The following is a 15066-nucleotide window of genomic DNA, read 5'->3' as shown; positions in this document are numbered from 1 at the left end:
ATGCAGATGAAACCATTTTTACAGGAAGTTGCCGAAGATTTAGTAGCCAGATTTGGAAATCAGCTGGAAAACTGTGCCATTGTTTTTAATAATAAGCGTCCATCAGCCTATTTACAGAAACACTTCGCCGATATTATCGACAAGCCTTTTTTCAGTCCCTCATTTTTTACCATCCAAGAATTTTTCGCCAGTTCTACCAGTTATAAAATAGCCGATTTTTACCTCCAGTTTTTCACTTTACACCGTATTTATAACCAACTGCTTGCTGAAGAAAAATTAGAAAGTATTTCGAGCCATAAGTTTTTTCCACTGGCTAAGATCATCTTAAGCGATTTTAATCAGATTGATGCTGATTTGGTTGATGCAGAAAAATTGTACCGCGATCTGGAAGATATATCGGTTATCAATAAAGATTTCGATTATTTAAGTCCCGAGCAGTATGAATTTCTTTCCCAGTTCTGGACATCCTATTCCGAAGGAAAACACAAAAAACAACAAGAACTGTTCATCAAGATGTGGCGAAGGATGCCCAAGCTTTACCATAAATTCCATGCAACACTTAAAGAACAGGGATATTTAACCAATGGCGCTGTTTACCGCCACCTTGCCGATGATATTACCAATCACCAGGAATTTATTTCGAATTTTGATAAGGGAAAGATCATTTTTGTTGGTTTTAATGCATTAAGCAGCGCCGAAGCTAAAATATTTACGCAACTGCAAGACGCCGACAAAGCATTGTTTTATTTTGATGCCGACACTTATTATTTAGATGATGCATCGCAGGAAGCAGGTTTATTCTTAAGGAAAAACATCAACCAGCTAGGCTTAAAAAATGTATTTGCTGAGCAGGAAAGTTTAATGAAATCAACAAAACATCAGGTAAACGTCTTCAAAGTTCAGGGGCAATCGGCTCAGGCTAAAATCTTAAACAATATATTAGAAGAAGATTATACAGATGCAGCAACCGTTGGGAAAACTGTGGTGGTTTTAGCAGATGAAAGTTTGTTGATTCCTACTTTACAGACTATTCCAACCTCCCTTAACGGAAAAGAAATCGACCTCAACGTAACCATGGGTTTTGCCTTATCAACCTCAAGTATTTTTGGCTTGGTTGATTTATGGTTGGGCAGCCAATTAGAGATTTTACAGCGCGATAAAGTAACTTATAAAAATGTCGAGGCGTTTTTAACCCACCCCTTAACAGGTTTGACGCAGAAAATGCGTGATAAAATTTTAACCGCATTACTGGAAGAAAACGAAGTGGAGATAGACCATAAGCGTTTATTGCGCCAAAGTGGGTTGTTTGAAGCCTTCTATAAAAAAATCGACGATCCACGGCATGTGGTCACCAATTTATTGGATGTGCTCGATTATGTGTTAACACGTTTATCCAATGCTAAAACACTAAAAAAAATCGACGCAGAATTATTTGTAAAAACCATTCAGGAATTAAACAGACTGCACGATACCTTTAGCAACCACATCGGCAAAGAAGAAATTCCTTTCGTAATTTACCTGGTTCAGAAATCACTACAAGCCATCGCCGTCCCGCTTTCCGGCGATCCGTTAAACGGCATCCAGGTGATGGGATTGCTTGAAACCCGAAACTTAAACTTCGATAAAGTTGTCATTTTAGGCTTCAATGAAGGCATTATCCCAAAATCATCCATAGGAAACAGTTTTATACCAGACTCCATCCGCCGTGTTTACGGCTTGCCTGTACTCGAAAACCTCGATGCCATTTCATCTTATATGGTTTACCGCCTGATGCAAAGGGCAAAGAATATCAACTTTGTTTATAACAGCTTAACCGACGAATCTACTTCGGGCGAAGCCAGCAGAATTTTAAAGCAGCTCGAATATGAAAGTGGCTTCGATTTCACTTACAATGAACTTAATCTCGAGGTAAAAACCGAAGCCTTTAAAGAAGTAAAGATCGAAAAAACTAATAATGCTTTTATTCAGGAAACGCTTCAGAAATACTTAGATAAAAAGAAAGTACTTTCGCCATCGGCACTTACACAATACATCTCCAATCCGATAGATTTCTTCTTTAATTACATTGCTGGTATTAAAGAACCTAAGGATGTAAGTGCTGTGGTTGAAGCCAATGAGATCGGGTCGATTTTACACAAAGTGATGGAATATTTTTATGTAGATTTAATGTCTGCCGAAATTACAGCAGACCGCATTAAAGAAAAACGCAAAAAAGTTCCATCGCTGATACAAAAGGCTTTTAATGCAGTAATGTTCAAAAATCCAGATAAGGTAATGGAATATAAAGGCATGCAAAAGGTGATTTTATCCATTGTAGATGCTTATGTAAACATCATTTTAAATCAGGATGAAGCACAAACGCCATTTACCATCATTAACCTGGAGCAAAAAGTAGAGGCAGAAATCAGTTTTCCGTTAAAGGGGAAAGAAGCAAGTGTCAAAATTTTTGGTTTCATCGATCGTGTGGATGTAAAAGATGGCATTACCAAAATTATCGACTACAAAACCGGGAGTGATAAATTAACTTTTAAAGATATCCCCGAGTTGTTTAATTCTGATGGCAAGCATATCAATAAAGCCTTAATCCAAACCTTATTATACACCTATGCTTATGAACAATTCTCGGGCAGAACTTTTGTAGAGCCCAATCTATACGTAGTGAAAACAATGAGCGTAGATGGCGTTTGGTTTAAATCAGGGAGGCAAAGTCTATCGGGGGCTTATTTGGAAGAAATTAAACCGGAGTTTCTTGCTGAGCTAAGAAAAAAGTTGACAGAACTTTTCGAAGCACCTTATTTTGTAGCCAGTGCAGTTGAAGATAATTACAAATATTCTATTTATAAAACTTTGTTTGGGAAATAAATTTCATTGCGATTGGCTAAAGCCAATTGCAATGAATAGCAAAGTTCCTTAACATCATGGAACAAGCAGCTTGCACTTCCTCGCAGTCCGCTTCAGCGGACCGCATTAGAGATATCGTTAATGGCTTTAGCCAAAAAATAAACCTGACCAATTAGCAATGGTTTGGTTAGTCTAATTCAAAAAATCCTTATATTAGACTAATAAAACCATCAATTATGTCGTATGTAAGAATTTGGGTTCACCTAGTGTTCTCAACCAAAAACCGACATCCCTATTTAACAAAAAACATCCGCTATAAAGTTCAGAAGCACATTATGGAAAATTGTAGAGAAAAATCTATTTTTCTACAGGCAATTAATGGGCACACCGAACATATGCATTGTCTAATATCCTTAGGAAGAGAACAAACAATTGCAAAAGTAGCACAGCTCATAAAAGGAGAATCATCATTTTGGATCAATAAAAACATGTTAACCGATAAACCTTTTATGTGGCAAGATGACTATTTTGCCGTATCCATTAGCGAATCCGGTTTGCAAGCAGTTACCAATTATATTAAGAATCAAGAAATCCATCATGCAAAAAAATCTTTTGAATTTGAGGTCAAAGAATTTGCAGACAAGTATGGATTTCCTTAGAAAAAGATGATCTTTAAAAATGCTAACCTTAAATTTCACAAATTTCCCTGTACTCGAAACCGAACGGTTAATCCTCCGCGAACACGACCTCTCAGACGCCGAAGCACTTTTTGCCATGCGTACCAATGAAACAGTAATGAAATATATTGATAGAGAAAGGCCAAAAGATATTTTCGAGATTAAAGATTTTATCTCACGTTTCAGAAATGGCTACGAAAATGGTGATAACCTGGCCTGGGTAATTGCCTTGAAAGAAAATCCTAAACAAATGATAGGATCAGTAGGTTATTGGCGGACAGATTTTGCCAATCATAGAGCTGAGATTGGCTATATGCTCTATCCTGATTATTGGAGAAAAGGAATTATTTCCGAAGCACTCAAAAAATCAATTGCATTTGGCTTTGAAGAAGTAAATTTACACACCATCAGCGCTAATATTAACGTAGAGAATGATGCGTCAAGACAAATGCTGATCAAACACGGTTTTGTAAAAGAAGCACATTTTAAGCAAGATTATTATTTCAGAGGCCAGTTTCTCGACAGTGAGATTTATGGATTACTAAACCCAAATCATTAACCTGGCGCTGTTTAGAACTTTACTCCGAGTATACTATACTTAGCAAGGTGTAATTTCATCCAAACAGGAACTTAAAAATATGCCCTGGGGATGCGGTAGTTTCAATTTAAGACAATAGTGACTATAAACTTGAGTTCGATTATTTTCTTACCCAACTAGGCGTTACGTCATGCTGAACTTGTTTCACTGTTGTCCGGAGAAATTATTTTTTATTAATAAAAAAAGGTAGCGATTAAAGCTACCCTTTATGCTGTTATATTTGAGTTACGACGCTTAAACCAACAGCATGAGCAAAAATACATTTTTTACCGGACAGCCGATCTTAAACCAGCTATTAAGTTTGATCGACCGGAATTCTGTGAGGTCATTGTCACGCCGTGGCGGTTACGACCATTATTATAAGTATTTTGATACTTTTTGCCACTTGGTTACAATGCTCTATTGTAGCTTGAACAATTGCACCAGCACCCGCGAAGTGGTCAGCGGGATGCACGCATGCCACTCTAAACTTCTTCATTTGGGTATAAGCAGCCCCCCGGCAAGAAGTACCCTGTGCGATGCCAACAGTAAAAGGCCTTTCGATGTTTTTCAACAGATTTACGAGCTTTTATACAAACGGCACCGGCATCTTTTACCGGACAGCCGATTAAAACAGTATGATAAGCTCTTCATTGCGGATTCATCCACCATCACGCTTTTCCAACGGATACTCGATGCGCCCAGCCCTGGGAAGATGAACGGAAAAAGAAAGGGCGGGATCAAGGTTCACACCCTGATCGGTGCAGCTGAGCATGTGCCCTTAAAAATCAGTTTTACTGCCGCTAGTGCGAATGACATGCCCTTCCTGAAAGAGATAGACCTTGAAGAAGGGTCATTTATTGTTTTTGACAAAGGTTATGTGGATTATTCGGAGTATGAGAGAATCGGAAAACAGGGCGCTTTTTTGTCACCAGACAGAAAAAAGATGCAAGATATGAGATCGTTGAAAGTAGGGAACTGACCCTGCAGAGCATGATGGCAGGTGTGCAGAATGATCAGATATTGATACAGGGGACACGTACGCAACGGGAAAAGATCAGGCTGAACGTACGTATGGTTACCTTTTTTGATGCGGAATCGGGACGGACATTCGAATTCCTAACCAACAATTTCTCCCTGTTGCCCGAAGAAATCGCAGAAATATACAAAAAGCGCTGGCTCATCGAGGTGCTCTTCAAAAGGGTAAAGCAGAACTTTCCCCTTAAATATTTCCTTGGGGACAATGAAAACGCAATCAAAATCCAGATATGGTGTGCTTTTATATCCGATCTGCTGATAAAAGTTGTACAGGTACAGCTCAAAAGAAAATGGGCATTTTCCAATTTAAGGTCAATTATCAGGCTACACATGATGAGCTACATTAGCTTGTACAAATTCCTCAACAATCCTGAAAAGCTAAGTATGGGAAAAGGTAATAACAACCAGCTAAAATTGGGGGCCTTGGAAATAGATTTTAAGACATAAACACCTCTAGAATGCGGATAAAACTTGTTTTATCGTTAAAATCTATTTTTACCGGACAACAGTGAACTTGTTTCAGCATCTTTTTAGGCAATTAAGACCCTGAAATAAATTCAGGGTGACGACCACCGAATACAAAATGCCAATATCATGAACCAAACCCACATTATTAATCGAACTCAAGTTATAAAACTCATTTTGTAGAAGAAATTTCGGAAAAAGCTTAAGCTTTAATACAATAAGCTTATCAAAAACACAATTGCCCAATATTATTTCTTCCTTTTACAGATAAACAAAAAATACGGCTACAAAAAAGCCACATAATTAGTCAGATTACCTATAATTATTACAAAACATAGGCGTTTTAGCCTTTGGTTTCAAAGCGATTAATAATTATATTTGCCACCGTTATTAAAATTTACAATGAGAGAAATCCAATTTAGAGAAGCACTACGCGAAGCCATGAGCGAAGAAATGCGTAAAGATGACCGCGTTTTTTTATTAGGTGAAGAAGTAGCAGAATATAACGGTGCGTACAAAGTAAGTCAGGGTATGCTTGATGAGTTTGGTGCGAAACGCATTATCGATACCCCGATTGCCGAACTAGGTTTCGCAGGTATTGCAACTGGTGCAGCAACAGCAGGCCTTATTCCAATTGTGGAATTTATGACCTTTAACTTCTCATTAGTAGCTATCGATCAGATTATAAATGGTGCTGCTAAAATTTTATCAATGAGTGGTGGTCAGTTCTCATGCCCTATGGTTTTCCGCGGTCCAACAGGTAACGCAGGTCAATTAGGTGCACAACACTCTCAAAACTTCGAAAACTGGTTTGCAAATACACCAGGATTAAAAGTGGTAGTTCCAGCTACTCCTTACGATGCAAAAGGTTTATTAAAACAATCAATTATAGATCAGGATCCAGTTATTTTCATGGAGTCTGAGGTAATGTACGGCGATAAGGGCGATGTTCCTGCAGAAGAGTACTATATCGAATTAGGAAAAGCAAACATAACCAAACAAGGTACTGATGTAACCATCGTAACTTTTGGTAAAATGTTAACCCGCGTTGTAAACCCAGCTGTAGAAGAATTAACTAAAGAAGGAATCAATGTAGAGGTGATCGATTTACGTACAGTACGTCCTATCGATTATGATACCATTATCAATTCTGTTAAAAAAACAAACCGTTTGGTTGTTGTAGAAGAGGCTTGGCCTTTGGCATCTCTTTCCGGAGAGATTGCTTTTATGGTACAAAAACATGCATTCGATTATTTAGATGCACCAGTTTTACGTATCACTTGTGCCGACGTTCCACTTCCATACTCACCAACTTTAATCGCAGCAAGCTTACCAAATGCTGAGCGTGTGGTTAAAGCAGTAAAAGAAGTAATGTACGTTAAAAAATAAAATTGTCAGTCTGAGCGTAGTCGAAGACCAAAAGATATAAATCCTCCAAAGTAATTTGGGGGATTTTTTTATTTCCCTCCTTATAGGCCTAAAGGACGAGTATGTTAAACATTGTCATTCTGAGCCTGTCGAAGAATATCCATTCCGATATTTTCAGAAAAGGAATTCTGGCAATGCTTCGGTTCCATTAGCCCTGCCATTCATTGCAATCTTTTTGACAAACTTTGTCATGCTGAGGCACGAAGCATCTGGGGCTATGAAACAGATGCTTCGTGCCTCAGCATGACAGTAATTCAAGGTTGCTGCAACCAAAAAGTATTTCCATTTCTGTCGGGTTTAGTTAACCATGGCCTGTACAATAAACACAATTCAGTTCCTTGCTCAAACCAAAAACTGCATGATAATTTTTATATTCGTTGCATAAAAAAATTCCTCCAATGTCCGAATACATAGCCGACCAAACATTTGAAAAAGCCGATTTTACCATACGAGCACTCCCAAAAGCAGAATACGAAAACTGTAAATTCATCAATTGCGATTTCGCCAGTTCAGACTTAAGCGGTGTTAAATTTTTAGATTGCGAATTCATCTCCTGTAACTTAAGTCTTGCCAGTCTTACTAAAACCTCATTTATTGATGTCAATTTTCAGGATTGCAAAATGTTGGGAATAAGGTTCGAAAACTGCAACGATTTTGGTTTGGCATTCAATTTTAACAACTGCAAACTAGATCACTCATCTTTCTACAAACTAAAGCTCAAGAAAACGGACTTCAAAAGTTCACAATTGCACGAAGTAGATTTTTCAGAATGCGACTTATCAAGCGCAGTGCTCCATAACTGCGATTTGTTGAACGCTACCTTCGACAAGACTATCCTTGAAAAAGTAGATTTCAGAACTGCCTATAATTATTCAATCGACCCGGATAACAATAGGATCAAAAAAGCAAAATTCTCAAAATCGGGCATTGCAGGCTTACTACAGAAATACGACATCCTGATCAGCGAATAGTTTTTTAAGAAGTTTTGTAAATTCATCTTACAAAACGATCAGTCATGGATCAGCCTAAACCAGAAAATATCGATCAGTATATTGCCAACTTTCCTGTAGAAGCACAGAAATTGCTTCAGCAAGTCCGCGAAACAATCCACAAAGCCGTACCAGAAGCTAAAGAAGTAATCAGTTATGGCATGCCGGCCTTTAAACAAAATACCGTGCTGGTGTACTTTGCCGGTTATGCAAGACATATCGGCTTTTATCCAACATCTTCAGGAATCGAAGCATTTAAAGATGAGTTTGCCAATTACAAATGGAGTAAAGGAGCCATCCAGTTTCCTTTAGATAAACCTTTGCCTTTAGATTTAATTACGAAAATAACAAAGTTTAAAGCAGAACGGGATTTAGAAAAAGCTAAAAAAAAGAAAGTATAATCTGGGAAACAGTATGCATTATTGCTTCCATGGCAAGAAACTTACTCACAAATTTCGGTGGAAAACTTCATTCTAAAAATCATTAAATCCCGCAAATCCTGATTAGCTTTGCTTCCTTTAATTTTTACCTTTAGAATATGTTAACCCACCATAAAATAATTGCAGCCGAATTAAAAGTTGCAGAAAAACAAGTAACCGCAACCATAAACCTGTTAGATGAAGGTGCAACCGTACCCTTTATTTCACGTTACCGTAAAGAAGCAACAGGCAGCTTAGACGAGGTTGAGGTAGCAGCAATCCGCGATCGGGTTTTGCAATTGCGCGATTTAGACAAGCGCCGGGAAGCGATTTTGAAATCGATGACAGAGCTTGGCAAGTTAACGCCCGAACTGGAAAAAAAGATCAACGAAGCCGAAACCATTTCACTTCTGGAAGACATTTATCTGCCATTTAAACCTAAACGTAAAACACGTGCCTCGGTTGCAAAAGAGAAAGGCTTAGAGCCTTTGGCCTTACAGATATTTGAACAGAATGCTTTTGATTTAGAGGCATCAGCAGATAAATTTATCGATGCAGAGAAAGGTGTAAATTCGCTTGATGAAGCTTTAGCGGGCGCACGGGATATCATTGCTGAAATGATTTCTGAAAATGTAGAGGCACGTACCAAAATGCGAACTTATTTTCAGGAAAAAGCTGTTTTTAAATCAGAAGTGATCAAAGGAAAAGAAGAAGAAGGCATTAAATATAAAGATTATTTCGAATGGAGCGAGCCGGTTAAAACAGCTGCATCACACCGTGTGCTGGCTATGCGCCGTGGTGAGAAGGAACTGATTTTAAGATTAGATGCACTTCCACCAGCAGGAGATGCTATTGCCATTTTAGAAAACCAGTTTATTTTGGGCAATAATGCTGCTTCAAAGCAGGTTCAGCAGGCTTTAGAAGATGGCTATAAACGTTTGTTGGAGCCGGCAATGGAAACAGAGCTCCGTGTATTTACCAAACAAAAAGCAGATGAAGAAGCTATCCGGGTTTTTGCCGAAAATGCACGTCAATTGTTATTGGCAGCTCCAATGGGACAAAAAAATGTACTGGCTATCGATCCCGGTTTTCGTACCGGTTGTAAAGTGGTTTGTTTAGATAAACAAGGTCAGCTGTTAGAAAACACGGCCATTTATCCGCATACCGGACAAGGGAATGTGAAAAATGCCGAATTTACCATTCAACAGCTCTGCGAGAAACACAACGTTGAAGCCATCGCCATTGGTAACGGTACTGCAGGAAGAGAAACCGAAGCGTTTGTTCGTGGGTTGAATTTACCGCACATCACCATTGTAATGGTTAACGAAAGTGGCGCTTCGATTTATTCGGCATCAGAAGTAGCCAGGGAAGAATTCCCTACACAGGACATTACCGTACGGGGAGCCGTTTCAATCGGTCGCCGTTTAATGGATCCATTGGCCGAACTGGTAAAAATTGATCCAAAATCGATCGGTGTGGGCCAATACCAGCACGACGTTGATCAGCATAAATTACAGGCAAGTTTAGATGATACCGTAATCAGTGCGGTAAATGCTGTAGGTGTAGAATTAAACACCGCCTCAAAACAGATCTTAGCCTATGTTTCTGGCTTAGGACCAACTTTAGCACAGAATATCGTAGACTATAGAAATACTCATGGTGCTTTTAAAAACCGTGAAAGCTTGAAAAAAGTATCTCGTTTGGGTGACAAAGCTTACGAGCAGGCGGCAGGTTTCTTACGGATCCGCAATGCAGAAAATGTTTTGGATACCAGCGGTGTACACCCTGAGCGTTATGCAGTAGTAGATAAAATGGCAAAGGACCTGGGCACTACCGTTTCTGCTTTAATGAAAGATACACAATTGCAAAAGCAGATTAAACCACAGCAATATGTAACGGACGAAATCGGTTTACCAACACTAACTGATATTTTAAAAGAACTGGCAAAACCTGGCCGCGATCCGCGTGAACAGTTTGAGGCCTTTAGCTTTACCGATGGTGTGAATGAGGTTTCAGATTTAAGAGTAGGTATGAAGCTTCCTGGAATTGTAACCAACATTACCAATTTCGGTGCCTTTGTTGATATCGGTGTGCATCAAGATGGTCTGGTTCACACCAGTCAGCTTGCCAACCGTTTCGTGGCTAATCCAAATGATGTGGTTAAAGTGCATCAAAAGGTCGAAGTTACGGTTATGGAAGTTGACGTAGCCCGTAAAAGGATTTCGCTATCAATGAAAACTGAAGCCAGTCCGAAATCGGAAGTCCGTAGTCGGGAGACTAAGGAGCATAAACCGAAACAAGATTTTAAACAGAATAACAGTAAATCCAATTTCAAGCCCCGCAATGAGCCAAAAGATGCTGATGGCGATCTGCAGGAAAAATTAGCAAAACTGAAAGGCATGTTTAAATAATATAAATTTTAAAAAAAGATCGTCATTTCGACTGAAGCGCAGTCCCGAACTTTCGGGAGAGAAATCTTTCAACAACACCTTTGTAGATTCTCCACTACGGTTGAAATGACGATTTTTCTATATCCTTAAACTCCAGCCTTCTCTTGGGCAAACTCTCTGGATAATTATTTTGAATAAAAGTAATCATCGCTTCTCTTACATGACAACGCAGATCGAAAGTTCTTGAAGAGTTAGAAGCACTCATCAAAAAACGAACTTCAATAACACCATCTTTTGTGCTATCTGTAACCTGTACCACATTTACACGTTTGTCCCAAAGCGGATCAGCATTTAAAAGCCGGGTTAATTCCTGTCGCAATGGTTCGATCGGGATGGTATAATCAAGATATAAAAAAACCGTTCCAAGCAAATCAGCAGAAACGCGTGTCCAGTTTTGGAAGGGCTTTTCTATAAAATAGGTAATCGGCAGGATTAACCGTCGTTGATCCCAGATATTAACCACCACATAGGTTAGGGTGATCTCCTCTACCTTACCCCATTCACCTTCTACAACTAAAACATCATCAATCCTTATTGGCTGGGTAAAAGCGATCTGAAAGCCTGCCAATAAATTTCCAAGCGATTTCTGTGCTGCAAAACCGATGATAATCCCTCCTATACCAACACCAGTAAGCAGTCCGGCTCCGATTTTACGCATACTTTCAAAACTCAATAAAATAATAGCCGCAGTAATTAAAATAATAAGCGAAACAATAAATTTTCGAACAAACTGCAATTGCGTTCTGATTTTACGCTCTTTCAGGTTATTTTCTTTGTTAAGATCATATTTCAGGTAGAAATAATCTTCCAAAACGTTAATTGCCCTCACCAAAATCAGTGCAAAAGTAGTCGTTAGGGCAATTTCTAATATTTTGGTTATTGGAAGGCGATATGTTGGCGCCATCTCCATCAGCGTTAACGAGAAGTTAAGGATCAATAATGGAATAAAAATAGCAACAGGTCTCCTTAAATGCTTTACTGTCGATTTTATAATGATAAAATCCCACCAACGCGAAAGCAGGATGAAAGTTCTGTGAATGATAAACTTGATTAAAATGCCAAGAAATACAGCTATTAAGCCAATGATTAGGTTCTTAAAAAACAAAGGGATAGGATAACCGAAAACATGGTCGAGATATTGCATAACGAAATCTGCTGGTTAATAAATACGGCGATTAGTCATTAGATATTGTTATAACAGCTATATTTTTGGATTGTTTTCCAATAGAAAACCAATAGCCGCAAATAAATTATTTACATTAGTATTTTTTAGATTCCTCAAAAAGAAAAAATGGATTTTTTCGATGCCCACACTATATTTTTCACGGTTCTTGGCTATAAAATGAGCTATTTAGAATTCTTTGCTGTAATTACAGGGATTATTTCCGTTATACTTTCAGCAAAAGCCAGTGTTTGGAGCTGGCCTGCAGGCATTGTCAATGTATTCTTATCGGCATTTTTATATTATCAAAGCCAACTTTATCCCGATATGTTTTTGATGGTTTTCTTTTTTATAACCAACATTATGGGCTGGTGGCGATGGACTAATCCAAAACCTGGAGAAGAAGATAAAAACAAGGAGCTTAAAATCAGTTTTATGCCGTTAAAGCAATTTCTAGTCTTACTGGCCATTGGCATCATTGGCACATTATTAATGGGTACTTTGGCCAGTCAGTTACACAACTGGCTGCCACTATTATTTAATTTACCTAGCGCTTATCCTTTTATTGATTCATTTATTTTTGTAATGAGTGTGATTACCACTTTCCTGATGATCCAGAAAAGAGTAGAATGTTGGATTATCTGGCTGATTATCGATATTGTAGCCACTTACCTGTACTTTTTAAAAGGCATCAAGTTTATGGGGGTAGAATATTTCATCTTCACCATTATTGCTGCTTTTGCATTGTGGCATTGGATAAAAGAATACAGAAGCTACCCTAAAACGGCATGAAAAGGGGTTTAGTGATTGGCAAATTTATGCCCATTCATAACGGGCATATTGCATTATTAATTTCGCTGCTTCACATTGCGATGAATTGATTGTTTCGATGAGTTTTACTCCTGCCGATGAGATTGATCCGGCTGTGCGTTTCAAATGGATCAAGGAAATATTTAAGAACCAGCCGAATATCAAACCCGCCATTATTACTGACGATTTTGATGACGAAAGCCTTCCTTTAAACGAGCGTACAAATATTTGGGCGATTAAAATGCGGGAGGTTTACTCTAAGATCGACATTCTTTTTAGTTCAGAATTTTATGGGGAGCCTTTTGCTTTCAATTTAGATGCTGAACATATTTTGTTTGATGAACCAAGAAAATTTATCCCCGTTTCTGCTACCTTAATCAGAACTAAGCCATTCCAATACTGGGAATTTATCCCGAAAGAAGTGCGCCCATATTTTGTAAAGAAAATATGTTTCTATGGACCAGAAAGCACAGGAAAATCGACTATGGCCGAAAAAATGGCTTTGCACTATCAAACTACCTTTGCTCCTGAAGTTGCGCGCGAATTAATCAGCTCGAACGATATCACAATTGATGACATCATCGAAATCGGGACAGCACAAACCGAAAGGGTAAAAGAAAAAACCATTAGCGCCAATAAGGTTGTTTTTTGTGATACCGATCTGATTACTACAAAGATTTATTCGCAATATTACCTGAATGAAGTTCCACAGATCCTGAATGACCTGGAAAACGAAATCTGTTATGATCTATATTTGCTATTGATATTGATGTAGAATGGGTAGCCGATCACCTCCGCGATTTTGGAGACAAACGTTTAGAAATGTTCAGCCTTTTTAAAGGTGAACTAGAAAAACGTGGAATTGCCTATATTCAGATCAGCGGAAATTATAAAGCGCGGGAAGAAAAGATTAAGAAAATTATTGATTCGATTTTGGTTTAAAGAATCTATTTTTTTATCTTCAACTTAAATCCAAAATGATATGACGGCGAAACAAATGCTTCCTATCATCCCTGATAATATTGTAGTTAATAAAATTTACGAGTTAAGAGGCCTAAAAGTCATGCTAGATAGTGATTTAGCTGAGCTTTATGGTGTAGAAACTAAAGTTTTAAATCAAAGCATCCGCAGAAACATAGAACGTTTCCCAAATGATTTCATGTTCCAACTAACTAGTGAGGGATGGGAATCTTTGAGGTCACAATTTGTGACCTCAAAAAAGGGAAGAGGAGGAAGAACCTATTTACCAAATGTTTTTACCGAGCATGGCATATTAATGCTTTCGAGTGTATTAAACAGTAAGCAAGCCATTCAGGTAAATATCCAAATTGTAAGGATTTTCTCACGTATCCGTCAATTCATTGTGGATAATGGCGAACTCAAACTTGAAATCGAAGAGATTAAAAAGACGCTGAATAATCACGATAAAAACATCGAATTGGTTTTTACCTACTTGGATAGACTTATTGATAAGAAAATTGGACCAAGAAAAAGGATTGGTTATATGCCTGATGATTTGTGATTTTTTTTAAGAAAATACTATTAGATATTAATCAGATAAACCCTGTAACAACATCGTAACTAAACAAATACTAAGCCTTGAACTTCATTAAAATGAAAAAAATCTTTATTATCATCTTCCTAACTTTAGCATTCAGCAAAATAATATATGCTCAAGACGATTACATTGTTAAGTTAAATGGCGATACCATAAAAGGAAAAATTCGCGAACAGGCCCTTTTAGGGAAAGAAATCATAAAAATAAAAGCAATAGGTGAAAAATCGTTTGTTAAAATTGATAATAGCGAGATAAGGGAATACTACAAAGAAAAGATCCAATCTACCTTTACAAAGAAAGTTTTACCCAATACTACAGATACTGTTTATTTAAAAATATGGGAAAAAGGTAAGGTAGATTTTTTTAGTTATTACAGGTCTTCGGGTCAGTTTACTCATGTTGACTATTATGTTTCAAAAGGTAACTCCCCATTATTAAGAGTAAAAACTAATGGGATTTTCACTTCATCAAGAAATGAAAGACAACGAAGTTTATTTGACCTAATTAGCGATAGACCTGATTTAATTGAATCCTTTAAATCTATTAATGAATATAGTTTTCAATCAATACAGAAATTGATCAAGGCTTACAATGATTCTTTCAATTAGAAAATAAACCAGAAGGTATTCGTTTACTGTTATAGTAAAACGTT

General features: G+C 37.8%; 14 protein-coding genes. 13 read left to right on the top strand and 1 reads right to left on the bottom strand.

Annotated features, from left to right (window positions below; translation table 11 throughout):
• Positions 1–6: 6 nt before the first annotated feature.
• The 9 genes from QF042_RS03650 (at position 7) to QF042_RS03610 (ending at position 10845) form a co-directional block, all read left to right on the top strand.
• Complete coding sequence (locus QF042_RS03650) at positions 7–2862, top strand: PD-(D/E)XK nuclease family protein (RefSeq protein ID WP_307525439.1); 2856 nt, start codon at positions 7–9, stop codon at positions 2860–2862.
• A gap of 215 nt (positions 2863–3077) precedes the next feature.
• Entirely contained in the window at positions 3078–3500 is a 423-nt protein-coding gene (gene tnpA / locus QF042_RS03645; RefSeq protein ID WP_307525438.1) for an IS200/IS605 family transposase, read from the top strand.
• 19 nt (positions 3501–3519) lie between these two features.
• On the top strand, positions 3520–4077 hold the full coding sequence (locus QF042_RS03640; protein WP_307525437.1) for a GNAT family N-acetyltransferase: 558 nt from the start codon (positions 3520–3522) through the stop codon (positions 4075–4077).
• A gap of 286 nt (positions 4078–4363) precedes the next feature.
• The gene (locus tag QF042_RS03635; RefSeq protein ID WP_307525435.1) at positions 4364–5077 is read left to right on the top strand and encodes a DUF4372 domain-containing protein; all 714 of its coding nucleotides are present in this window, start codon (positions 4364–4366) and stop codon (positions 5075–5077) included.
• 11 nt (positions 5078–5088) lie between these two features.
• Complete coding sequence (locus tag QF042_RS03630; protein ID WP_373459059.1) at positions 5089–5580, top strand: transposase; 492 nt, start codon at positions 5089–5091, stop codon at positions 5578–5580.
• A 420-nt stretch (positions 5581–6000) separates the two neighbouring features.
• The gene (locus QF042_RS03625) at positions 6001–6987 is read left to right on the top strand and encodes a pyruvate dehydrogenase complex E1 component subunit beta (protein ID WP_307525433.1); all 987 of its coding nucleotides are present in this window, start codon (positions 6001–6003) and stop codon (positions 6985–6987) included.
• Positions 6988–7424: 437 nt separating this feature from the next.
• Positions 7425–7997 (top strand): pentapeptide repeat-containing protein, encoded by a 573-nt coding sequence (locus QF042_RS03620; protein WP_307525431.1) that lies wholly within the window; start codon positions 7425–7427, stop codon positions 7995–7997.
• A gap of 44 nt (positions 7998–8041) precedes the next feature.
• The gene (locus QF042_RS03615; protein ID WP_307525430.1) at positions 8042–8416 is read left to right on the top strand and encodes an iron chaperone; all 375 of its coding nucleotides are present in this window, start codon (positions 8042–8044) and stop codon (positions 8414–8416) included.
• Positions 8417–8553: 137 nt separating this feature from the next.
• A complete protein-coding gene (locus tag QF042_RS03610; RefSeq protein WP_307525429.1) occupies positions 8554–10845 on the top strand; it encodes a Tex family protein in 2292 nt (763 codons plus the stop codon).
• Positions 10846–10939: 94 nt separating this feature from the next.
• Here the strand turns inward: QF042_RS03610 and QF042_RS03605 are convergent, their stop codons facing one another.
• Entirely contained in the window at positions 10940–12028 is a 1089-nt protein-coding gene (locus QF042_RS03605; RefSeq protein ID WP_307525427.1) for a mechanosensitive ion channel family protein, read from the bottom strand.
• A gap of 198 nt (positions 12029–12226) precedes the next feature.
• Here QF042_RS03605 and pnuC point away from each other — a divergent pair, with 198 nt between their 5' ends.
• The 4 genes from pnuC to QF042_RS03585 all read left to right on the top strand — a co-directional run bounded on the left by pnuC (position 12227) and on the right by QF042_RS03585 (position 15022).
• Positions 12227–12838: a nicotinamide riboside transporter PnuC gene (gene pnuC, locus QF042_RS03600; protein ID WP_307525426.1), complete on the top strand. Its 612-nt coding sequence runs from the start codon at positions 12227–12229 to the stop codon at positions 12836–12838.
• A 97-nt stretch (positions 12839–12935) separates the two neighbouring features.
• The gene (locus QF042_RS03595) at positions 12936–13631 is read left to right on the top strand and encodes an AAA family ATPase (protein WP_307525424.1); all 696 of its coding nucleotides are present in this window, start codon (positions 12936–12938) and stop codon (positions 13629–13631) included.
• Between the two features lie 207 nt (positions 13632–13838).
• Complete coding sequence (locus QF042_RS03590) at positions 13839–14378, top strand: ORF6N domain-containing protein (RefSeq protein WP_307525422.1); 540 nt, start codon at positions 13839–13841, stop codon at positions 14376–14378.
• A 92-nt stretch (positions 14379–14470) separates the two neighbouring features.
• Positions 14471–15022 carry a hypothetical protein gene (locus tag QF042_RS03585; protein ID WP_307525420.1) on the top strand — a complete coding sequence of 184 codons (552 nt, stop codon included), beginning with the start codon at positions 14471–14473 and terminating at the stop codon, positions 15020–15022.
• Positions 15023–15066 lie beyond the last annotated feature (44 nt).

Source organism: Pedobacter sp. W3I1 (assembly GCF_030816015.1).
GTDB lineage: Bacteria > Bacteroidota > Bacteroidia > Sphingobacteriales > Sphingobacteriaceae > Pedobacter.
Note: the sequence above shows the minus strand (reverse complement) of the source record. Positions and strands in the feature narration are given on the sequence as shown.